Origin of the sequence: Pseudoclavibacter sp. RFBB5, assembly GCF_002931555.1 — a bacterium.
Lineage (GTDB): Bacteria > Actinomycetota > Actinomycetes > Actinomycetales > Microbacteriaceae > Pseudoclavibacter.
Map to the genome: position 1 here is coordinate 1 of NZ_PSTZ01000007.1, position 18533 is coordinate 18533.

Annotated in this window: 23 protein-coding genes; 14 read left to right on the forward strand and 9 right to left on the reverse strand. The window is 70.1% G+C overall.

Annotation, left to right across the window (positions count from 1 at the left end):
* Positions 1-106: 106 nt before the first annotated feature.
* Entirely contained in the window at positions 107-1396 is a 1290-nt protein-coding gene (locus C5B97_RS07935) for a glycosyltransferase (protein WP_104311575.1), read from the forward strand.
* 139 nt (positions 1397-1535) lie between these two features.
* Here C5B97_RS07935 and C5B97_RS07940 read toward each other — a convergent pair whose 3' ends face one another.
* The 3 genes from C5B97_RS07940 to C5B97_RS07950 all read right to left on the reverse strand — a co-directional run bounded on the left by C5B97_RS07940 (position 1536) and on the right by C5B97_RS07950 (position 3053).
* Positions 1536-2021 carry an SRPBCC family protein gene (locus tag C5B97_RS07940; RefSeq protein WP_104311576.1) on the reverse strand — a complete coding sequence of 162 codons (486 nt, stop codon included), beginning with the start codon at positions 2019-2021 and terminating at the stop codon, positions 1536-1538.
* Entirely contained in the window at positions 2018-2386 is a 369-nt protein-coding gene (locus C5B97_RS07945; RefSeq protein ID WP_104311577.1) for a helix-turn-helix transcriptional regulator, read from the reverse strand. Before C5B97_RS07945 ends, C5B97_RS07940 begins: the two co-directional genes overlap by 4 nt.
* 106 nt (positions 2387-2492) lie before the next feature.
* Entirely contained in the window at positions 2493-3053 is a 561-nt protein-coding gene (locus C5B97_RS07950) for a TetR/AcrR family transcriptional regulator (RefSeq protein WP_104311578.1), read from the reverse strand.
* A gap of 55 nt (positions 3054-3108) precedes the next feature.
* Between C5B97_RS07950 and C5B97_RS07955 the strand changes: the two genes are divergently transcribed.
* The 4 genes from C5B97_RS07955 to moaA are packed head-to-tail and all read left to right on the forward strand — an operon-like array spanning position 3109 to position 5638.
* Positions 3109-3513, forward strand: coding sequence for a DUF1304 domain-containing protein (locus tag C5B97_RS07955; RefSeq protein WP_104311579.1), 405 nt, complete (start codon positions 3109-3111; stop codon positions 3511-3513).
* A 39-nt stretch (positions 3514-3552) separates the two neighbouring features.
* Positions 3553-4095 (forward strand): molybdenum cofactor biosynthesis protein B, encoded by a 543-nt coding sequence (locus C5B97_RS07960; protein ID WP_104311580.1) that lies wholly within the window; start codon positions 3553-3555, stop codon positions 4093-4095.
* Positions 4092-4514: a molybdenum cofactor biosynthesis protein MoaE gene (locus C5B97_RS07965; protein ID WP_104311581.1), complete on the forward strand. Its 423-nt coding sequence runs from the start codon at positions 4092-4094 to the stop codon at positions 4512-4514. Before C5B97_RS07960 ends, C5B97_RS07965 begins: the two co-directional genes overlap by 4 nt.
* Positions 4511-5638, forward strand: a complete 1128-nt coding sequence (moaA, locus tag C5B97_RS07970) for a GTP 3',8-cyclase MoaA (protein WP_104311582.1) — start codon at positions 4511-4513, stop codon at positions 5636-5638. The genes C5B97_RS07965 and moaA overlap by 4 nt, the downstream gene beginning before the upstream one ends.
* 50 nt (positions 5639-5688) lie before the next feature.
* Here the strand turns inward: moaA and C5B97_RS07975 are convergent, their stop codons facing one another.
* From C5B97_RS07975 to C5B97_RS07995, 5 genes are read right to left on the reverse strand one after another with little or no spacing between them, the layout of a single operon-like run.
* Entirely contained in the window at positions 5689-5937 is a 249-nt protein-coding gene (locus C5B97_RS07975) for a MoaD/ThiS family protein (protein ID WP_104311583.1), read from the reverse strand.
* Positions 5934-6926, reverse strand: coding sequence for an NTP transferase domain-containing protein (locus tag C5B97_RS07980; RefSeq protein WP_104311584.1), 993 nt, complete (start codon positions 6924-6926; stop codon positions 5934-5936). The genes C5B97_RS07975 and C5B97_RS07980 overlap by 4 nt, the downstream gene beginning before the upstream one ends.
* A complete protein-coding gene (gene moaC, locus C5B97_RS07985) occupies positions 6908-7381 on the reverse strand; it encodes a cyclic pyranopterin monophosphate synthase MoaC (RefSeq protein WP_104311585.1) in 474 nt (157 codons plus the stop codon). The genes C5B97_RS07980 and moaC overlap by 19 nt, the downstream gene beginning before the upstream one ends.
* Positions 7382-7383: 2 nt before the next feature.
* A complete protein-coding gene (gene glp / locus C5B97_RS07990) occupies positions 7384-8643 on the reverse strand; it encodes a gephyrin-like molybdotransferase Glp (RefSeq protein WP_104311586.1) in 1260 nt (419 codons plus the stop codon).
* Positions 8640-9854 (reverse strand): ThiF family adenylyltransferase, encoded by a 1215-nt coding sequence (locus C5B97_RS07995; protein WP_104311587.1) that lies wholly within the window; start codon positions 9852-9854, stop codon positions 8640-8642. The genes glp and C5B97_RS07995 overlap by 4 nt, the downstream gene beginning before the upstream one ends.
* Positions 9855-9950: 96 nt before the next feature.
* On the opposite strand from C5B97_RS07995, the gene fdhD reads away from it, so the two are divergent.
* The 8 genes from fdhD (at position 9951) to C5B97_RS08035 (ending at position 16882) form a co-directional block, all read left to right on the forward strand.
* Positions 9951-10805 (forward strand): formate dehydrogenase accessory sulfurtransferase FdhD, encoded by an 855-nt coding sequence (gene fdhD, locus C5B97_RS08000; RefSeq protein ID WP_104311588.1) that lies wholly within the window; start codon positions 9951-9953, stop codon positions 10803-10805.
* A complete protein-coding gene (locus tag C5B97_RS08005; RefSeq protein ID WP_104311589.1) occupies positions 10802-11284 on the forward strand; it encodes a hypothetical protein in 483 nt (160 codons plus the stop codon). Before fdhD ends, C5B97_RS08005 begins: the two co-directional genes overlap by 4 nt.
* 99 nt (positions 11285-11383) lie before the next feature.
* Positions 11384-11797, forward strand: a complete 414-nt coding sequence (locus C5B97_RS08010) for a molybdopterin-binding protein (RefSeq protein ID WP_104311590.1) — start codon at positions 11384-11386, stop codon at positions 11795-11797.
* Positions 11790-12626, forward strand: coding sequence for a molybdate ABC transporter substrate-binding protein (gene modA, locus C5B97_RS08015; protein ID WP_258068072.1), 837 nt, complete (start codon positions 11790-11792; stop codon positions 12624-12626). The genes C5B97_RS08010 and modA overlap by 8 nt, the downstream gene beginning before the upstream one ends.
* 5 nt (positions 12627-12631) lie before the next feature.
* Positions 12632-13492, forward strand: a complete 861-nt coding sequence (locus tag C5B97_RS08020) for an ABC transporter permease (RefSeq protein WP_219819785.1) — start codon at positions 12632-12634, stop codon at positions 13490-13492.
* Positions 13489-14646 carry an ABC transporter ATP-binding protein gene (locus tag C5B97_RS08025; protein ID WP_104311593.1) on the forward strand — a complete coding sequence of 386 codons (1158 nt, stop codon included), beginning with the start codon at positions 13489-13491 and terminating at the stop codon, positions 14644-14646. The genes C5B97_RS08020 and C5B97_RS08025 overlap by 4 nt, the downstream gene beginning before the upstream one ends.
* Before the next feature lie 95 nt (positions 14647-14741).
* Positions 14742-16256: an MDR family MFS transporter gene (locus C5B97_RS08030; RefSeq protein ID WP_104311594.1), complete on the forward strand. Its 1515-nt coding sequence runs from the start codon at positions 14742-14744 to the stop codon at positions 16254-16256.
* Between the two features lie 158 nt (positions 16257-16414).
* Positions 16415-16882 carry an SRPBCC domain-containing protein gene (locus C5B97_RS08035; RefSeq protein WP_104311595.1) on the forward strand — a complete coding sequence of 156 codons (468 nt, stop codon included), beginning with the start codon at positions 16415-16417 and terminating at the stop codon, positions 16880-16882.
* A gap of 9 nt (positions 16883-16891) precedes the next feature.
* On the opposite strand, the gene C5B97_RS08040 is transcribed toward C5B97_RS08035, so the two are convergent.
* Positions 16892-17347 carry an SRPBCC family protein gene (locus C5B97_RS08040; protein WP_104311596.1) on the reverse strand — a complete coding sequence of 152 codons (456 nt, stop codon included), beginning with the start codon at positions 17345-17347 and terminating at the stop codon, positions 16892-16894.
* 172 nt (positions 17348-17519) lie between these two features.
* Here C5B97_RS08040 and C5B97_RS08045 point away from each other — a divergent pair, with 172 nt between their 5' ends.
* Complete coding sequence (locus tag C5B97_RS08045) at positions 17520-18533, forward strand: dimethylarginine dimethylaminohydrolase family protein (RefSeq protein ID WP_104311597.1); 1014 nt, start codon at positions 17520-17522, stop codon at positions 18531-18533.

The following is an 18533-nucleotide window of genomic DNA, read 5'->3' on the forward strand; positions in this document are numbered from 1 at the left end:
TCACACACGACCAAGTTCCCTGCCGGCCTGCGCGACTCTCTCATTAGCGCCGGCCCGGGTGGGCTGCCGACGGCCTGCCGTCGACACCAACCCCGGGAGGGCCCTCATGAACAAGATCCAGAACCGCCTCGTGATCGTCGTCCGCGCCGATCCGGTCATCTGCGGGCACTCCGTGGAAGCCCGCAACCTCGCGGAAGCCGCACGCCTGCGCGGCTTCGACGAAGTCCGCATCGTCACCTGGCCCATCGAGCGCCTCCAAGCGGCAGGGCTGCCGCTCAAGCCGCTCGAGACCGTCATGCCATACAGCGACGGCATCTTCGTCGACCGACCAGCACCCGTCGGCGACTACAAGGTGCCAGACGGCCGCTACCTCGCCGGCCTCATCGGGCGCCTCGTCGAGCTCTTCACCGACGGAGTCCCGACCGTGTGCATGTCGCTGTACCTCAGCCCGCACACGCTCGCCGTGGCCGAGGCGCTCACCGTCGCACGCTCGACGGGCCTCCCCGTCAACGTGACCACCATCGCCGAGGCCGTCGGCTCCGACGTCACCAACGTCGTCAAGCACGCCGTCGAGGAAGGCCGCCTCGGGGCCGCCGCCCATATCCTCTCCGCCTACCTGTCGCAGGACGTCTGCGTCGCCGTCTCCGAGTACACGCGCGACCTCATCGTGGGGGAGGCGGCGAAGGTGGACGCGCAGCACGGCACCCGCTACGCGCCCCAGTGCGAAGACCGCATCGAGATCTCCTACCCGGCCATCGACTCGAGCGCCTACGTCGGCCTCGCGGACACCGACGTCACCGCGGCCGTCGAGGCGCGCGGGCTGAAGCGCGACGGCTACGTCATGTTCCTGTCGCGCCTCACCGAGGCGAAGGGCGTCGAGGACCTCATCGCGGGCTTCGAGCAGTCCCGCGTCGCCGACGACCCCGAGATCCAGCTCGTCATCGCCGGGCGCGGGCCGCAGGCCGAGGAGCTCAAGGCCATCGGGGCCGCGTCACCGCTCGCGCACCGCATCCACTTCCTCGAAGACGTCGGCGACGCGGAGAAGCCCTTCCTCATGGCGGGCTGCGCCGCGTTCGTGCTGCCGACGAAGCCGCGCCCGGAGTTCATCGAGACCTTCGGGATCGCGCTCGCGGAGAAGATGCTCGCAGGTGGAGGCCCCGTCATCACGACCGTCACGGGAGGGGTGGGGGAGGCCGTCGGTGACCACGCCATCATCGTGCCCGTCAACAGTCCGTCGTCGATCGCAGAGGCGCTCAACACGGCCGTGCTCGAGACGAGCGCCGCCGAACGCCGACTGCTCGCCGTCCAGGCGAGGGACTACGCACTGCAGTTCGACCGGCTGGCCGTCTTCGACAAGCTCTTCGATCGGCTGCCCCGGGCGGCGCTCGCGGCCTGAGCACCGCGCTTGGCCTCCTCCTCGCCTGACCAGCTTGCGTGATGAAAGCCCCGGACCCGGCACGTGGTGCTGGATCTCGGGGCTTTCAGCACGCAAACCGGCAGGGCCTGGCGTCAGATGCGCGCGTCGGGAGGGCCGTTCACGCGGCGAGGAGCGCGTCGAGCTTCTCGTAGCCGTCCCGCACGCCGTGCTCCATGCCGCTCGCGACCAGGCCGTCGCGCATCTGGAAGGACTCGAGCAGGCTCGTGCTCGTGACCCTCGTGCGGCCGCCCTCGAGTGCCTCGAAGGTGATGGTCTCGAGCAGGACGCCGTCCGGGATCATCTCGAAGGTCTGCGTCTGCACGATGCGCTCGTTCTCGCGGATCTCGTGGAACGAGCCGAAGAACCTCGCGATCTCCTCGCCGCCCTGCAGGTTCACCCAGCGGTAGGCGCCTCCCGTGACGGCGTTCCAGTGGTCGATGTTGGTGGAGACGTCGTGCGGGCCCACCCATTTGGTGAAGAGGTCGGGGTCGATGAACGCGAAGAAGACGCGCTCGGGTGTGGCGTCGAACTCGCGGACGACGGTGATGTTCGGGAGGTCCTCGCCGACGGTGACGACGGTGTCCTTGGCTGAGGTGGTGCTCATGATGGTGTTCCTTTCTCGGGTGCTGCTGCTGTGGGTGGGGTCTGGTCGGTCTGGGACTCGAGGAGCGCGTCGAGTCGGCGGAATCTGGCCTCGGCGGTCGCCTGGTAGCGCTCTATCCATGTGGTCATCAGGCTGAGGACCTCGGCTTCGAGGTGGCGGGGAGCGCGGACCGCGTCGCTCGTGCGGGAGACCAGTCCGGAATCCTCGAGAACGCGGAGATGCTTCGAGATGGCCTGCACGGAGACGTCGTAGGGGGCGGCGAGCTCGCCGACCGTCGCGTCGCCATCGGCGAGCCTGGCGATGAGGTCTCGTCGAGTCGGGTCGGCGAGTGCGGCGAAGACGGGGGAGAGCGCGTCGTGGTCCATGGCTCCTCGGGGTGTTTTGTCAACCAGATGGTTGATGGCCCAAGTCTGCGACCGAGTTGAACGCTTGTCAACCACTGAGTTGATGAATCTCAGAGAGGTCACTGGATCAGGTGCGGACGGCGGCGCGGACGGCCTCGAGTGCATCCGTCGCCGCGCGGGTGTCGACGCGCGCGATGGTCAGCACCCCGACGACCGCTGACGTCACGAGGGAGCCGGTCTCACGGGGGTGGCCAAGTGCGGCGGTGCCGCGGAGGATCGCCCGCTCGAGTGTCGCGCGATAGTCGGTGATGGTGTCGCGAACCGCGGGGTCTCGTGCAAGTGAGCTCGCGGCGGTGGCGAGGAGGAGGCAGCCGCGCACGTCGTCTCGTTGACCCTGTGCGGCGACGGCTGCCGAGAGTCTCGCGAGGTAGTCATCGAGGGCGGACGCGGAGACGGGTTCGGCGAGCAGCGGTGCGAGCAAGGGATGCACGACGTCGTCGAGGTAGCTCTGCACGGCGGCGTCGAAGAGTCCTCGCTTGCTGCCGAAGGTGTTGTAGATGCTCGACCGACTCAAGCCGGTTGCGGCCTCGATGTCGCTCGTGGATGCAGAGTCGTAGCCTTGGCGCCAGAAGAGCGTGCGCGCCCCTCGAGTTGCGTCATCCTGCTCGAAGTTCTTCGTGCGTGCCATCTGACCTCCGATACTGTAACGTTCGTTTCAGAATACACCGATCTAGGAGCATCTCGTGCTTGTCGCCGCCCTCGTCCTCGCCGCTCTCGCGGCCCTCGTGCACGTCTACATCTTCATCCTCGAATCCCTCCGATGGACGACCGAATCGACTCGGAGAACGTTCGGCATCCCGTCGCTCGAGGTCGCCGAGACCACGAAGTCGCTGGCCTTCAACCAGGGCTTCTACAACCTGTTCCTCGCGATCATGGCCGGCCTGGGGGTCGTGCTCACGGTCGCAGGTCACCCAGCGATCGGGGCGACGCTGATCTTCGCCGGCGCCGGGTCCATGCTGCTCGCCGCCCTGGTGCTCGTCACGAGCGACCGCACGAAGCTGCGCGCGGGCAGCATCCAGGGGAGCTTCCCCCTCCTCGCCGTGGTGCTCCTCGGCATCGCCGCAGCGACCGGCGCGCTCGCGGCCTGAGCAGGGCTTCCCCGCGAGCCGAGCAGGTACGCTCGACCCATGCAGGAAGCGTCCCTCGAGCGGCAAGCATCGAACGAAGAGCAGCAGGCGACGATCGCCGTCATCACGGTCTCCGACCGCTCGGCTCGGGGCGAGCGCGATGACCTCTCCGGTCCCGCGGCGGTCGACGCACTCGCGAGGCACGGCTACACCTCCGTCGCCCTCTCGGTCGTCCCGGACGGTGCGACCGTCGTGCGCGATGCCATCGCGCACGCAGCGGATGCGGGCGCGCAGCTCATCGTCACGCTCGGGGGCACCGGGCTCTCGCCGCGCGACGAGACGCCGGAGGCCACCTGGCCGCTGATCACACGTGAGCTTCCCGGCATCGCTGAAGCGCTCAGGGCCACAGCCCGCGACCGGGTGCCGACCGCGGTCCTCTCGCGGGGCCTCGCCGGCATCATCGACCGGCCTGGCCGCGGAGCGCCGAGCCTCGTCGTGAACCTCGCGGGCTCACCTGGCGCGGCCCGCGACGGCGTGGCGCTGCTGGCGCCCCTCATCCCGCACATCCTCGACCAGCTGCGTGGCGGAGACCACCCTTCGTGACCGGCACCCCCCTCGCCCGCGTGACCACCGACGAGCTCCTGCTCGCCGAGCATCTCGCCGCCGTCGACGACCCCCGAGCGGGCGCCGTCGTGACCTTCGTCGGGCAGATCCGAGACCACGACCCGGAGGCCGCCGGCCGCGTCGTCTCGCTCGACTACACCGCGCACCCAGACGCCGAGCGCGTGCTCGAGGAGCTCGTCACGGCCCATGCTCAAGACGGCGTCCGAATCGCCGTGAGTCACCGGATCGGGCACCTGAAGGTCGGCGACATCGCACTCATCGCCTGCGTCTCGAGCGCCCACCGCGGCGAGGCCTACGACGTGAGCCGCGCCCTCGTCGAAGACGTGAAGTCCGAGGTGCCGATCTGGAAGCACCAGCACGAGGCTGACGGCGCCGCATCCTGGGTCGGCCTGCCATGAGCGCAGTGCCCGTCACGATCTCGCGCAGGCCACGGCTCGTGGAGCCGCAGCTCGCAGCTGCGCCCGGGGCCCCGCTTGTCGACACGCACGGGCGCGTGCACCGCGACCTCCGCATCTCGCTGACCGACAAGTGCTCCCTGCGCTGCACGTACTGCATGCCGGCGGAGGGCAACGAGTTCCTCGAGAAGGACAGCATCCTCACGACCGACCAGATCGTGCGCATCGCGCAGCTCGCCGCCGCATCCGGAATCACGACGTTTCGACTGACCGGCGGGGAGCCGCTCCTTCGCCGCGACGCCGCCGACATCGTGCGGCGCATCTCCGCGATCGAGGGGCCGAACGGACGCGTGCAAGTGGCGATGACCACCAACGGCATCCTCCTGCCGCGGATGCTGCCGCAGCTCATCGACGCGGGTCTCGACCGTCTCAACGTGTCCATCGACACCCTGCGACGCGACCGCTTCACGTCCCTCACCCGGCGCGACAAGCTCGACGAGGTGCTCGCCGGCATCCGCGCCGCGCAGGCGTCGTCGCTGCGCCCGCTCAAGCTCAACGCCGTCGCCATGCGCGGCGTGAACGACGACGAGATCGTGGAGCTCGTGGAGTTCGCCATGGAGCACGACGCGCAGATGCGCTTCATCGAGCAGATGCCGCTCGACGCCGGCCACACCTGGGATCGCATGCAGATGGTGACCCGGGAGGAGATCCTCGAGGCCCTCGGCGCGAGATTCGAGCTCGCCCCGGTCCCCGGACGCGGCGGTGCGCCGGCCGAACGGTGGACCATCGACGGCGGGCCGCACACGGTCGGTGTCATCGCCTCCGTCACGGCGCCGTTCTGCGGGAACTGCGACCGCCTGCGGCTCACGGCTGACGGGCAGCTCCGCAACTGCCTGTTCTCGACGAGCGAGTACGACCTCATGCCGATCCTCCGCGCCGACCCGAGCTTCGCGCTCGACGCCGACGATGCCGCGCGAGCACGCCACGCGGCGGGGAACTGGACCGACTCGGAACTGGCGGTCGACGCGATGCTGCGTTCGTGCATCCACAACAAGCTGCCCGGGCACGCCATCAACGACCCCAGCTTCCTGCAGCCTGCCCGCGGCATGAACGCGATCGGCGGCTAGCGGGCGACGCGCAGTCGGCCGTTCGCGCCGCGCCTGGCGGTCGGCAGCGATCAGCCGCCAGCGAAGGGCGGGAGCACGTCGACGGATGCTCCGGGCGCGATGGTCGCGCCGGCGTCGGAGGTTCGCACCCCGTCCACGAGGAAGGAGCAGCGCGCGAGGACTTCGGCGATGTGAGCGTCAGCCGACGGGTTGAGCGCCGTCAACAGCGCGCCGATCGAGTCGACCTCGACCGCGAACTCGCTGCCGCCCACGGCCTCGGCGGCGCCGGCGAAGACGCGCACTCGCGACGCCGCGCTCATGCCTGATGCTCCCAGACGAGAGCCCGTTCGGTGACGAGCTCGGCGAGGCGCGCGAACGCCTCGGGGGAGTCTGCGGTAGAGCTCTGCCGCCCCAGCGCGAGCCCGAGCGCGAACGTCGTGAGTGGCGCCGCGGGCCGAGCGACGTTGTGGGCGACGTCCCTGGCGACATCGAGGACGACGGCGACGTCGATGTCGTCGTCGAGCTCGAGCACGCGTTTGGCTTCGGCAAGCCACGCGTCGAGCGCCTCAGGGGGCAGATGCTTGGGCTTCTCGGTCATCGCTGACGGTTCCTTCCTCGTTGTCGGCTGGTCTGTCGGCAGGCCTGGGGAGGCGGAGGCGGCGGCCAGGGCGCGTGCCGCCTCCAGCTGCTCGGGGGTATCGATGTCTGCGGCGGCGCCGGTCTCGTCGAGCACTCGCGCGAGCTCGAGGTGTTCGAGGACCCGGCGGAGAGGGAGGCCGTGCGCGCCCGATCCCGGAGAGTTCGCGAGCGCATGCTTCACCGCCTCGGCGCGGTAGAGCCCAGCGAGCCACTGCACGCGCCCATCCGAGTCGACGATCACAGCACCGTCCGGGCCGGAGGCGTTGTCCGCCTCGCACAGCCCGGCCGGCTGCGACTCGAGGCGCCCGACCAGCAGCGCGACGAGCTCTGCAGCGCGCGGGAGGTCGCAGGCGAGCAGCAGGACACGCGGTGACTCGACGCTCGGGAGAGCCGCCGCCAGCCCAGCCGCCGGCCCGCCGAACGGGTGCTCCTCGCGCACGACCACGGCAGGTGAAGCCACGGCAACCGGACCGACGACGATGATCCGTCTCGCCCCGGCATCCCTCGCGGCGACAACGGCGATGTCGACGAGGCGACGACCGCCGATCTCGAGCTCGCCCTTGCTCACGCCTCCCAGGCGCGAGCCGCGGCCACCGGCCAGGATGACGGCGTCGAACCCGACAGACGCCGTGGGCGCGCCGGGCGACTGCCCTACTGCTCGCGCTTCCACGGCCCGGACTTCCCGCCGGTCTTCGCGATGAGCTTGATGTCGCCGATGGTCACCGACTTGTCGATGCCCTTCACCATGTCGACCAGCGCGAGCGCCGCAACCGAGACGGCGGTGAAGGCCTCCATCTCGACGCCCGTGCGATCGGCCGTGCGCACGGTCGCCGTGATGAGCACGCCGTCGTCGCGCAGCTCGAGGTCGACCGCCGCGCCGTGCACGCCGATGATGTGGGCGAGCGGGAGGAGCTCGGCGCACTTCTTCGCGCCCTGGATGCCGGCGATGCGCGCCACCGCGAACGCGTCACCCTTCGGCACGGCGTCGTTCGTGAGCGCCTCCAGCACCTGCTCGCCGCAGAAGACCATGCCGGACGCCGTCGCGGCGCGCACGGTCGGCTGCTTCTCGGTGACATCGACCATGCGTGCGTGGCCGGCTGCGTCGAGGTGCGTGAAGTTCGTCATGCTCAGAGTCTTGCACCGACGTCCGACATCAGCCGAACGACGTGCACCAGGTCACCCTCCTGCACGCGCTCGACGCTCGCATCGACGATGGCGTAGCCGTTCGCGTCGGCGAGGCTGCCCACGAGGTGCGAGCCGGACCCACGGGCGGCTGCCGGGGAGACCAGGACTCCCGCATCGGTGAGGCGGATGCGTGCGGGCAGGTACTGGCGGCGCCCCGGCGGGGTGCGCCATCCGGTCTCGGCTCGCGCGCTCAGCCGCGGATCCTCGACGAGGGATGCGCCTTGCAGCGCGCGCAGACACGGCCGCACGAACACGAGGAATGAGACCCAGGCGCTCACGGGGTTGCCGGGGAGGCCGAACACGAGGGGGCCGGGCTCGCCCGCTCCGACCCAGGGGTCACCGAGGCGGCCGAAGCCCTGCGGCTTGCCCGGCTGCATGGCGACCTTCTCGAAGCTCACCTGGCCGCCGGGAGAGAGGAGCTCCTTGACGGGGTCGTAGGCGCCCATGCTCACACCACCCGTGAGCACGATGACGTCGCACCGGCCGGCGAGCCGCCGAAGCGCCGTGTCGAGGTCGGCGATGTCGTCGGAGACCCTGACGACCTCGACGAGCTCCGCACCGTGCTCGATGGCGAGCGAGGAGATGAGCAGCGAGTTGGAATCAGGGATCTGGCCGCGGTCGAGCGGCTCGCCAGGGGCGACGAGCTCGCTGCCCGTGGCGATGACGGCGACTCGAGGGCGTCGAGCCACGGCGATGCTGCCGTAGCCGGCGGATGCCAGCGCGGAGAGCACCTCGGCTCCGGCGCGTGACCCGGCCGAGACGAGCGCATCACCCGGCTGGCGGTCCTCCCCAGCCGAGCGGATGTGCACGCCGGGGGCGGCGGGGGTGGTGACGCTCACTCGACGCTCGCCTCCGTCCGTCGCCTCGACGGGCACGATCGCATCGGCGTCCGCCGGGACGGGTGCACCGGTCATGATGCGTGCGGCCTGCCCCGGCGAGAGGGCTGGGTCCGCCGACGCGCCGGCGGGCAGATCAGCGACGACCTCGAGGGTGACGGGGGTGTCCGCGCTCGCGGTGGCCACGTCGGCGGAGCGCACCGCGTAGCCGTCCATTGCGGAGTTCGTCCACGGCGGCAGCGCGTACCTCGAGGCGACGGTCTCGGCGATGACGCGCCCGTGGGCTGCCGCGAGCGCAACGGTCTCGCTCGACAGGGGCCGTGTCTCCGCGAGCACGCGAGCCAGCTGGGTCTCGACCTCGATCATGCGAGCGTCCCGGCCTGAGCTGCGTCGGCGTCCGGCAGTCCGGTTGGGGCCCGGAGCAGGCTGAGCGCCGACGGCTGGACGACGCGCACCTCGTAGCCGTGCGGGGCGAGCAGCAGCGCGGCACGTCGTGCCCGCGTCGCCGAGACGCAGTAGAGGTTGAGCGGTGTGGGGACCTCGGCCTCATCTTCACGCAGGAGGTGGCGCAGGCGAGCGGTCAGAGCCTCTGGCTCTCGCTCGAGGTGGATCAGCTCGCTGAGCGGGAGGGAATGGGCACCGGGGATCGCGTCGACCGCGTACTCGTCCGGCTCTCGCACGTCGACGAAGTGGCCGCGCGCGTCCCGGGTCGGGTCGAAATCGAGCGGGCTCGGCTGTCCTGGTGGGGACGCCGCCGGCTGATCCCGGGCAGCGGTCCGCGCCGAGGGCTGTGCGGGGAGCTGCTGGGGGACCGCGCGCAGCGGCAGCTCGGAGACGCGCATCGTGAGCGCCTCGACCACGACGAGCCTGCCGAGCAGCACCTCGCCGATGCCTGTGACGAGCTTGATCGCCTCGACCGCCATCATCGAGCCGACGATGCCGCAGAGCGCGCCGAGCACGCCGGCCTCGGCGCAGGACGGCACGGACCCGGCGGGCGGCGGCTCCGGGAAGACGTCCCGCAGCGTGACGCCGACGGCGGGGGCAGGCGGCGCCGACCAGAACACGCTGAGCTGCGCGTCGAAGCGAAGCACAGACCCCCACACGAGGGGGAGGCCGAGATGCTCGCAGGCGTCGGCGACGGCGTAGCGGGTCCCGAAGTTGTCTGCCCCGTCGAGCACCAGGTCGTAGCCGCCGAGGATGCGCGTCGCGTTGGACTCGTCGAGCCGCTCGTCATGTTCGATGACGGTGACGTCCGGCGCGAGCTCGCGGAGGCTGCGGGCAGCGCTCGCGGTCTTGCGAGCGCCGACGTCGCCGATGCCGTGGATGACCTGCCGGTGCAGGTTGCTCGGCTCGACCGCATCCGCGTCGATGATGCCGACCGTGCCGACCCCGGCGGCCGCGAGGTACTGCAGGGCGGGGGCTCCGAGGCCGCCGGCGCCGAGCACGGCGACCCTGCTCGCCGCGAGGCGACGCTGCCCGATCTCGCCGAGCTCCGGCAGGCGGCGCTGGCGTGCCGTGCGGGCGAGCTCGTCACCACCGAGTTCAGGGGAGGGGTCGACAAGCGGGGCGAGACGCATGGCGTCACCCTACCGCCGCATCCCGAGCCGCCCGGGACCGGCGTCGTTCCGGTGCAGGTCCGCGTGCGGATGCGCGGGGGCGGCTAGCATGGGCGCGTGGGTCGGATCACGGTGCGGCGAAGCGTCACGCGGCTGAGTCTCGGGAAGCCCCCGAGCCGGAAGGCCGACTTCCTCGCGGCCGAAGAGCCCCTCGAGATCCGCGTCGGAGGCCAGCAGCTCGCGATCACCATGCGCACGCCTGGCAACGACTTCGAGCTCGCGGCGGGTTTCCTCGTCTCGGAGGGGGTCATCGCCCGAGGCGATCAGTTCCGGTCAGCGATGTACTGCGCGGGCGCCGACGGCACTGCCGACGGGCTCAACACCTACAACGTGCTCGACGTGCTCCTGTCGGCGGACACCCCGCAGCCTGACCCCGACCTCGCGCGCAACTTCTACACGACCAGCTCGTGTGGGCTCTGCGGCAAGGCGAGCATCGACGCCGTCGAGCTGACCTCCAGCTACGAGGTGGCGAGCGACCCGGTGACGCTTGATGCGGGGCTGCTCGTGACGTTCCCCGACAAGCTCCGCGAGCAGCAGGCGGTGTTCGAGAAGACGGGCGGCCTGCACGCCGCCGCGCTCTTCGACGCCGCCACCGGCAGGCTGCTCGTGCTGCGCGAGGACGTCGGCCGCCACAACGCCGTCGACAAGGTCGTCGGCTGGGCCGTGCAGAACGACCGGCTGCCCCTCACTGGAACGGTGCTGCAGGTCTCAGGGCGATCGAGCTTCGAGCTCGTGCAGAAGGCCAAGATGGCGGGCATCCCCATCCTCGCCGCCGTCTCCGCGCCGTCATCGCTCGCCGCCGAGCTCGCCGAAGCCGGCGGCATGACGCTGATCGGCTTCCTCCGCGGGGAGTCGATGGTCATCTACTCGCGCCCCGACCGCATCCTGCCCACGGAAGAGGTCAAGGCATGAGCGTCGACGCCTGGGAGAGCTTCTTCGTCGCCACGGTCGGCGCTGGCGCAGCCCTGGCCGGGCTCATCATCGTGGCGATGTCGGTGAACGTCGCGATGATCATCAAGATCAAGAGCATGCCGTCGAGGGCAGGCGCGACCATCGCGTCCCTGCTGCTCATCGTCATCGTCGGAGCGGCCGGCCTCATCCCCGGCATCAGCAACATGGCGTTCGGCGGTGTGACACTCGCCGTCACGCTGGTCGTGGCGGCGCTGTACTGGCGCACGAGCGTCATCGGCTTCAGGAATCCGAACGGGCACCTGCGCGAGCACATCCTCCGTGTGGCGTTCACCGTCCTGCAGCTCCTGCCGATGCTCATCGGCGGAGTCCTCGCGTTCGGAACGTGGGAGGCGCTCTCCTGGGTGGCCGCTGGGTTCCTCCTCACCTTCGCCGGGGCGACCCTCAACGCGTGGGTGCTGCTCGTCGAGATCCTCCGGTAGCGCCGCGAGCTCGCGCTCAGCCGACGATCCTGAGCGCACCTGCGGGTCGAAAGCGGACTCGACGGACGCATCTGCGGTTCACCGTGAGAAGATGCCCCCATGCCAGAACAGCGATACCGCGTCAGCGAGGCAGCCTCGCTCCTCGGAGTCAGCGATGACACCCTGCGACGCTGGGGCGCGAGCGGCCGCCTCGACCTCGAGGGCGAGGCTGGCGCGAAGACGGTCTCCGGCGTGCAGCTCGCCTCCCTCGCGAAGGAGCTCGCGGAGAGCGACGCGCGCGGTGACCTCGTGGAGCTGCCACCCGCATCCGCTCGCAACCGGATGCGCGGCATCGTCACGAAGCTGACGCTCGACACCGTCATGGCCCAGGTCGACGTCCAGGCGGGGCCATTCAGAATCGTCTCACTGGTCTCGCGCGAGGCCGTCGACGAGCTCGGCCTCGTGGTCGGAAGCCTTGTCGTGGCGAGCGTGAAGGCCACCAACGTGGGAATCGAAGGAGTGCACAGTGCGTAAGACGCGGAGACTCGGGATGGTGCGCGCGCTCGCCGCCTCCGCTGGCGCGCTTCTGCTGGCTGCCCTGGCGGGCTGCGCGCCCGCAGGTGGTCCGGCGACACCTTCCGGCAGCGCCGACCCCATGCCATCGCCCACCGAGACAGGCCCGACCGGTACCGTCACCGTCTACGCGGCCGCCTCGCTCACCGAGACGTTCACGCAGCTGGCGGAGGAGTTCGAGGCCGACCACCCCGGCGTCACGGTGACGCTCAACTTCGGTGGCAGCCCGACGCTGGCCGAGCAGATCGTGACGGGCGGGGCGCCCGTCGACGTCTTCGCATCCGCGAACGACACGACGATGAGGACGGTCGTGGATGCGGGGCTTGTCGAGTGGACACCGGCGACGTTCACCCGCAACGCGCTGGTCATCGTGACCCCGGAAGGAAACCCGGCTGGCATCACGGGGCTGAAGGATTTCGCCGATCCCAAGCTCAAGATCGCGCTCTGCGACGAAGAGGTGCCATGCGGCGCCGCCGCGGCGAAGATCTTCGAGCAGACCGACATCGTGCCGAAGCCGGACACCCTCGAGAGCGACGTCAAGGCAGTGCTCACGAAGGTGAGTCTCGGGGAGGTCGACGCCGGCCTCGTCTACGCGACCGACGCGAAGTCGGCGGCTCTCGAGGTCGACCCGATCGAGTTCCCTGAAGCGCTCGACGCTGTCAACAACTACGGCATCGTCCCGCTCAAGGCGGCGCCGAACCCTGAGGCGGCGGCCGCGTTCACCGAGTTCATCTTGACGGCCCGCGGCGTCGAGGTCTTCGAGGAAGCCGGCTTCCTCAGCCTGACATGACCGGGATGAGCCGCCGCCCGCCTGCGGCGCTGACGCCCTTCGCGCTCGTGGCTCTGGCGCTGCTCGCGCTGCCCATCCTGGCCCTCGTCCTCCGCGTGCCGTGGGCTGAGTTCCCGGAGATCGTCGCTCAGCCGGTCGTCGGCCAGGCCCTGTGGCTCTCGCTCTCCTGCGCCGTCGTGGCGACGGCCGTCTGCCTGGTCATCGGGGTGCCGCTCGCGTGGTGGCTCGTCTCGCTCGCGGAGCTGCCAGGTCAGCGCCTCTATCGCGTGGTCCGGGTGCTGGTGCTTGTGCCGCTTGTGCTCCCGCCGGTCGTCGGTGGCCTCGCACTGCTGCTCCTCTTCGGCCGCTCCGGCCTGCTCGGCGCCCCGATCGCCCAGCTCACCGGGTTCAGCCTTCCGTTCACGAGCGCCGCGGTTGTCGTCGCCCAGACGTTCGTGGCCTTGCCGTTCCTCGTCATCGCTGTCGAGGGGGCGCTGCTCGGGGCGGACCGCCGGGTCGAGGACGCGGCGGCGACGCTCGGCGCGACCCGCTGGTTCACCTTCTCGCGGGTCACGCTGCCGATGGTCGGGCCTGCGATCGGGGCCGGTGCGGTGCTCGCCTTCGCCCGCGCCCTCGGCGAGTTCGGCGCGACCATCACCCTCGCGGGCAGCCTCCCCGGGGTCACTCGGACGATGCCGATCTCCACCTACCTCGCCATGCAGTCGGATCCGGATGCGGCGATCGCCCTCGCGCTCCTGCTCCTGCTCGTCTCGGTCGTCGTGCTCTTCGCGTTGCGGGGTCGCTGGGTGTCCGGCGTCGCAGGGACTCCAGCGGTGCTCGGCGCCTCGGCGTCGGTGCGCGCGAGGGGTTCGGGGCGGCGCGGATGAGCGCGGGGCTGGCCATCCGCGCGAGCGTCGCCGTCGGCGGCTTCCACGCGAGCTACGAGCTCGAGGTGCGGCCGGGCGAGGTGCTCGCCGTGCTCGGCCCGAACGGGGCAGGCAAGTCGACGCTCCTGCGCGCGATCGCCGGCCTCGCGGCACTCGAACGGGGAACATTGGAGCTTGGGGGCCGTCTCGCGGAGGAGGCGCCGGGGGGCGTCCGGCTCGGCGCGCGGGAGCGACAGCTCGGCGTCGTCTTCCAGGACTACGTCCTCTTCGGCCACCTCAGCGCGCTCGACAACGTCGCCTTCGGGCTGCGCGCTCGGGGAATCGGCCGCGGCGAGGCGCGCCGAGTCGCCGCCGAATGGCTGGAGCGCCTCGGCATCCACGACCTCGCGTCTCGTCGCCCTGCCCAGCTCTCGGGAGGGCAGGCGCAGAAGGTTGCGCTCGCCCGGGCGCTGGCGACCTCGCCTCGTGTCCTGCTGCTCGACGAGCCCCTCTCCGCCCTCGACGTGGAGTCTCGCTCGGAAGTTCGTGCCGAGCTGCGCCGCGTGCTCGCGGATTTCGAGGGTGCGACCCTCGTCGTCACGCACGACCCGGCGGATGCTGCTGCGCTGGCCGACAGGATCGCGATCGTCGAAGGAGGCGCGATCACGCAGCTCAGCACACCGGAAGCCATCGCCGCGGGGCCGGCGACCGCCTACGTCGCGGCGCTTGTCGGGCGAACCGGGTTCGAGGTGGAGTTGCGGGAGCCGGGGCTCGCGACGCACAGCGATCTCGGTGAGATCCGTGGCCACCTCGTCGGCCAGGCGGGCGCGCCAGGGGAGTCTGACGGGCGGGCCGGACCGGGCGAGCCGCTGTTCGCGAGCATCCGCACTGACCGTCTTGAGCTCGTCCTCCCCGGTGCGGACGATGCTCTGGGGCCTGTCGCCCAGGCCCGGCCGCTCGCCCCGAACACCTGGCACGCTGAAGTCCTGCGCCTCGAGCGCGACCTCGGCTCCGTGACGGCTACACTCCTTCTTGGCGAAGAGCAGACGACGCCCCGCCTCACGGCGCGGCTTCCGCTCGACACCGGCTCGCGCATTCCAGGGGGACTGCGAGAACGCCAGTCGGTGATCGTCCACCTTCCACCCGCTCACGTCGCCTTCGCCGCGACCCGCTGAGCGACGCGCCGGGGAATGCCGCGCGCGCTTTCAGCGTTAGGAGCGAACGTGCGGGCGTGCCCGCACGCCAAGATCTGAACCTCTCAAGGAGTACTGTGACCGACTCGCGCACCGCGACACGCGACGCCGAACCGACCCCAGCCGAGTCCGCATCCGCGGGCTCAGCCGTATCCGCGAGCGAGCCGGGCACCGACCCGCGCACTCGCTTCGTCATCCCGCTCCTCCTCGTCTCGGCGTTCGTCGTCATCCTGAACGAGACGATCATGGGTGTGGCGCTGCCCGCCCTGAACCAGGACCTCGGCATCCCGCTGGCGACTGGTCAGTGGCTCACGACGGCGTTCATGCTCGTCATGGCCGTCGTCATCCCGATCACGGGCTTCCTGCTGCAGCGCTTCCACGTGCGCCAGGTGTTCATGGCCGCGATGATCCTCTTCTCGCTCGGAACGCTGCTCTGCTTCCTGGCCCCGGGCTTCGAGATCCTGCTGCTCGGCCGCATCGTGCAGGCCTCCGGCACGGCCATCATGATGCCGCTGCTCATGACGACGGTGCTCAACATGGTGCCGCCGGAGCGCCGCGGGCGCACGATGGGCAACATCTCCATCGTCATCTCCGTGGCCCCGGCCATCGGGCCGACCGTCTCCGGCCTCATCCTGCAGGTCTTCGAATGGCGCTGGATGTTCGGCTTCGTCCTGCCCATCGCCCTCGTCGCGCTTGTGCTCGGCGCGCTGTTCATCAAGAACGTCACCGAGCCGCGCCAGGCGAAGATCGACGTGCTCTCCGTCATCCTCTCCGCGTTCGCGTTCGGTGGCCTCGTCTACGGGTTCTCGGGCCTCGGCGAGAGCTCGGCAACCGCCGTCATGCCGGCCTTCGTTCCGATCCTCGTCGGCGTGCTCGCGCTCGCCGCGTTCATCTGGCGTCAGATCTCCCGCCAGAAGACCGACTCGGCTCTGCTCGACCTCCGCGTCTTCACGAGCCGCCAGTTCACGGTGTCGCTCGTCCTGCTCGCGGTGAGCTTCATGTCGCTCTTCGGCACGATCATCCTGCTGCCCATCTACATGCAGGAGGTGCTCGGCTACGACACGCTCCGCGCCGGCCTGACCCTGCTGCCTGGTGGTCTCACGATGGGGCTGCTCGCGCCGTTCGTCGGCCGTCTCTTCGACAAGCTCGGCACGAAGCCGCTCATCATCCCCGGTTCCATCATCGTCAGCGCCGCCATCTGGGGCATGACGATGCTCACCGAGAACTCCGAGCAGTGGATGGTCATCGCCGCACACGTCACGCTCTCGGTGGGCCTGGCGCTCATGTTCACGCCGCTCATGACAAGCGCGCTCGGCGACCTGCCCCGCTCGCGGTACTCCCACGGCTCGGCGGTCGTCTCGACGGCCCAGCAGCTCGCGGGAGCCGCAGGAACGGCGATGTTCGTCGTGGTCATGGCGAACTCGACGGTCGCTGCCGCAGGTGAGGGCTTCGGTCCGATCGCGGCGGAGGCGCAGGGCATCCACGCCGCGTTCCTCGTTGGCGCATGCATCTCGATCGTCACCATCGTCGGCGCGTTCTTCGTGAAGGCGACACCGAAGCGTGAAGGCGCCGAAGCGCCGGCCATGCACTAGGCGCATCCGGCGATCGCTGAGCTCAGCGCTTCGCATCAGAAGGGCCCGACATCAGATCGCCTCTGGTGCCGGGCCCTTCTGCGTGCCCGCTCGGGCGCACCTCCCGGCGAGGTTTGCGAAGATGGGGCGTCGAGCATCCACCGCGCTGAGGAGCGACCATGGCTGAAGCCCCAGAGATCGTCGAGAAGTCCGTCACCTTCGAGGCCGCGCCGGAGCGGCTCTGGAGCATGCTCACGGAGCAGGAGTCGTTCGCCAGCTGGTACGCGTTCGGCGGCGCCACGATCGAGGCCGAGCCTGGCGGCGTGCTCGCCGTCCACTGGCCCGAGCACGGGACGTTCCGCGGCGAGGTGATGCTCGTGGAGTCGCCGCGCCGCTTCGGTTACCGGCTCGCGGCCGTGCCGGAGGAGGACCCGCAGCCGCAGAACAGCACGGTCGTGGAGTTCACGATCGAACCGGCCGACGGCGGCTCCGCGCTGACGGTGCGCCACTCGGGCTTCGAGGGTCTCGAGGGTCTTGCCGCCGACTCGACGTCGGCGGAGATCGAGACGATGGCGTGGACCGCGGCGCTGCCGCTGCTGCGCGAGGCGCTCGGCGAGGCACCAGCGGAGGACCTGCCGCTGCCCTAGACGGACGCGTCAGGCGGTGGCCGCCGCCTCGAGTCGCGTGAGGCCGCGCTCGAAGTCGGGGCCGATGAGCTTGTCCATCGACATGAACCGGAAGACGATGGCCGCGACGCCACTGTGCTCGCCCGTCATGAGCCATCGAACGTGCGTGCCGCCGTCGACGGGCTCGAGGATGAACGACGTCGGGTTGTGCGCCTTGAAGGGCTTGTCGAAGTCGATGACGAGGTCGATCCGCTGCGGCGCGGAGGCGACGATCGTCATCGAGCCCTTGCCGGCTTTGCGGTTGCCCTCCCACGCGTAGTGGGCGCCGGGCCCAGCCTGCGGTCCGGAGTGCTCGCGTCGCATCGTCGGGTCGACGTCCTCCCAGGGCGACCATGAGCTCCAGTTGTGGAAGGAGTCGATGAGCGCGTGCACACGCTCGATGTCCGCGGGGATCACGGCCTCGCGCTGCACTTCGTACGTGGTCATGCGTGCATAGTGACAGAAACGTGGCTATGCGTGGACTCAGCAGAAGTTACGGGCCGGAAACATGGGCGTGACGCGCTCGGAAAACAGCGGCCGTAGTTTCGCACTAGACAACGCATGATGTCGTGAGCGAAACTCTTGGAGTCGCAACGACGCGACCACGAAAGGTTTTCACATGACCGACGTCGACCCCACTCTCGAGATGTCAGACGGCGCCTTCCACCGCCTCCTCGGCCCAGAATCAGAGCCGGGCTTCCTCGCCGACTCAGAGCTGCCCGCATACTGGGGTCGCAAATGGGGCGCGCAGGATGAGGTCGGACGGCTCCGCACCATCATGATGCGCCGCCCGAGCGCGGGCCTCGAAGCCGTCGAGAAGGCCGGAGAGTCGACCTGGATGCCGGAGATCGGCGCCTACGTCGACCCGGACCGCCGCTGGTACTGGTCAGGTCGCGAGTTCCCCGACCTCGAGAAGCTGCACTCCGAGTTCGACAGCTTCGTCACGGTGCTCGAGGACAACGACGTCGAGGTGGTCATGGCCCCCGACCTCGCGCCCAGCTTCACCAAGTCGGTGTTCACGCGCGACCCCCTCGTCACCATCCCGGGCGGCGCGATCATCGGACGACTCGCCCCGCGCATGCGCCGCGGCGAGGAGCAGTCCATCACGCAGACGGTCGCGGCCCAGGGCATGCCGATCCTCGGCACCATCACCGGCACCGGCCTCGTCGAGGGCGGCAGCTTCATCAAGGTGCGCCCCGACCTCGCGTTCTTCGGCACGTCGGTGCGCTGCAACGTCGAAGGCTACCGCCAGCTGCGCAACATCCTCGAAGAGCAGGGCATCCAGCTCATCCACTCGCAGATGCCCGGCTACCAGATCCACCTCGATCTGTGCTGCGCCATGCTCGACGACGACCTCGCGCTCGTGAACTCGCGCATCGCGCCGTACGACTTCCTCGACGCGCTCTGGAAGCTGGGCATCGAGACGGTGGATGTCGCGCCGCAGGAGGACTGGGCGTGCAACCTGCTCACCCTCGACCGCCGCAAGCTGCTCTTCCCGTCGCACCTGCCGCGCACAGCCGAGCTCCTCAACTCGAAGTACGGGGTCGAGATCATCCCCGTCACGTACCGGGAGATCAACAAGAACGGCGGCGGGCTGCACTGCTCGACGATGGAACTGCAGAGGGACTGGTAA

Coding starts and splice junctions, on each gene's coding strand:
- C5B97_RS07935 (WP_104311575.1), top strand. CDS start 107: ATGAACAAGATCCAGAACCGCCTCGTGATCGTCGTCCGCGCCGATCCG.
- C5B97_RS07940 (WP_104311576.1), bottom strand. CDS start 2,021: ATGAGCACCACCTCAGCCAAGGACACCGTCGTCACCGTCGGCGAGGAC.
- C5B97_RS07945 (WP_104311577.1), bottom strand. CDS start 2,386: ATGGACCACGACGCGCTCTCCCCCGTCTTCGCCGCACTCGCCGACCCG.
- C5B97_RS07950 (WP_104311578.1), bottom strand. CDS start 3,053: ATGGCACGCACGAAGAACTTCGAGCAGGATGACGCAACTCGAGGGGCG.
- C5B97_RS07960 (WP_104311580.1), top strand. CDS start 3,553: ATGCAGGAAGCGTCCCTCGAGCGGCAAGCATCGAACGAAGAGCAGCAG.
- moaA (WP_104311582.1), top strand. CDS start 4,511: ATGAGCGCAGTGCCCGTCACGATCTCGCGCAGGCCACGGCTCGTGGAG.
- C5B97_RS07975 (WP_104311583.1), bottom strand. CDS start 5,937: ATGAGCGCGGCGTCGCGAGTGCGCGTCTTCGCCGGCGCCGCCGAGGCC.
- moaC (WP_104311585.1), bottom strand. CDS start 7,381: ATGACGAACTTCACGCACCTCGACGCAGCCGGCCACGCACGCATGGTC.
- glp (WP_104311586.1), bottom strand. CDS start 8,643: ATGATCGAGGTCGAGACCCAGCTGGCTCGCGTGCTCGCGGAGACACGG.
- C5B97_RS07995 (WP_104311587.1), bottom strand. CDS start 9,854: ATGCGTCTCGCCCCGCTTGTCGACCCCTCCCCTGAACTCGGTGGTGAC.
- C5B97_RS08005 (WP_104311589.1), top strand. CDS start 10,802: ATGAGCGTCGACGCCTGGGAGAGCTTCTTCGTCGCCACGGTCGGCGCT.
- C5B97_RS08010 (WP_104311590.1), top strand. CDS start 11,384: ATGCCAGAACAGCGATACCGCGTCAGCGAGGCAGCCTCGCTCCTCGGA.
- C5B97_RS08020 (WP_219819785.1), top strand. CDS start 12,632: ATGAGCCGCCGCCCGCCTGCGGCGCTGACGCCCTTCGCGCTCGTGGCT.
- C5B97_RS08025 (WP_104311593.1), top strand. CDS start 13,489: ATGAGCGCGGGGCTGGCCATCCGCGCGAGCGTCGCCGTCGGCGGCTTC.
- C5B97_RS08035 (WP_104311595.1), top strand. CDS start 16,415: ATGGCTGAAGCCCCAGAGATCGTCGAGAAGTCCGTCACCTTCGAGGCC.
- C5B97_RS08040 (WP_104311596.1), bottom strand. CDS start 17,347: ATGACCACGTACGAAGTGCAGCGCGAGGCCGTGATCCCCGCGGACATC.
- C5B97_RS08045 (WP_104311597.1), top strand. CDS start 17,520: ATGACCGACGTCGACCCCACTCTCGAGATGTCAGACGGCGCCTTCCAC.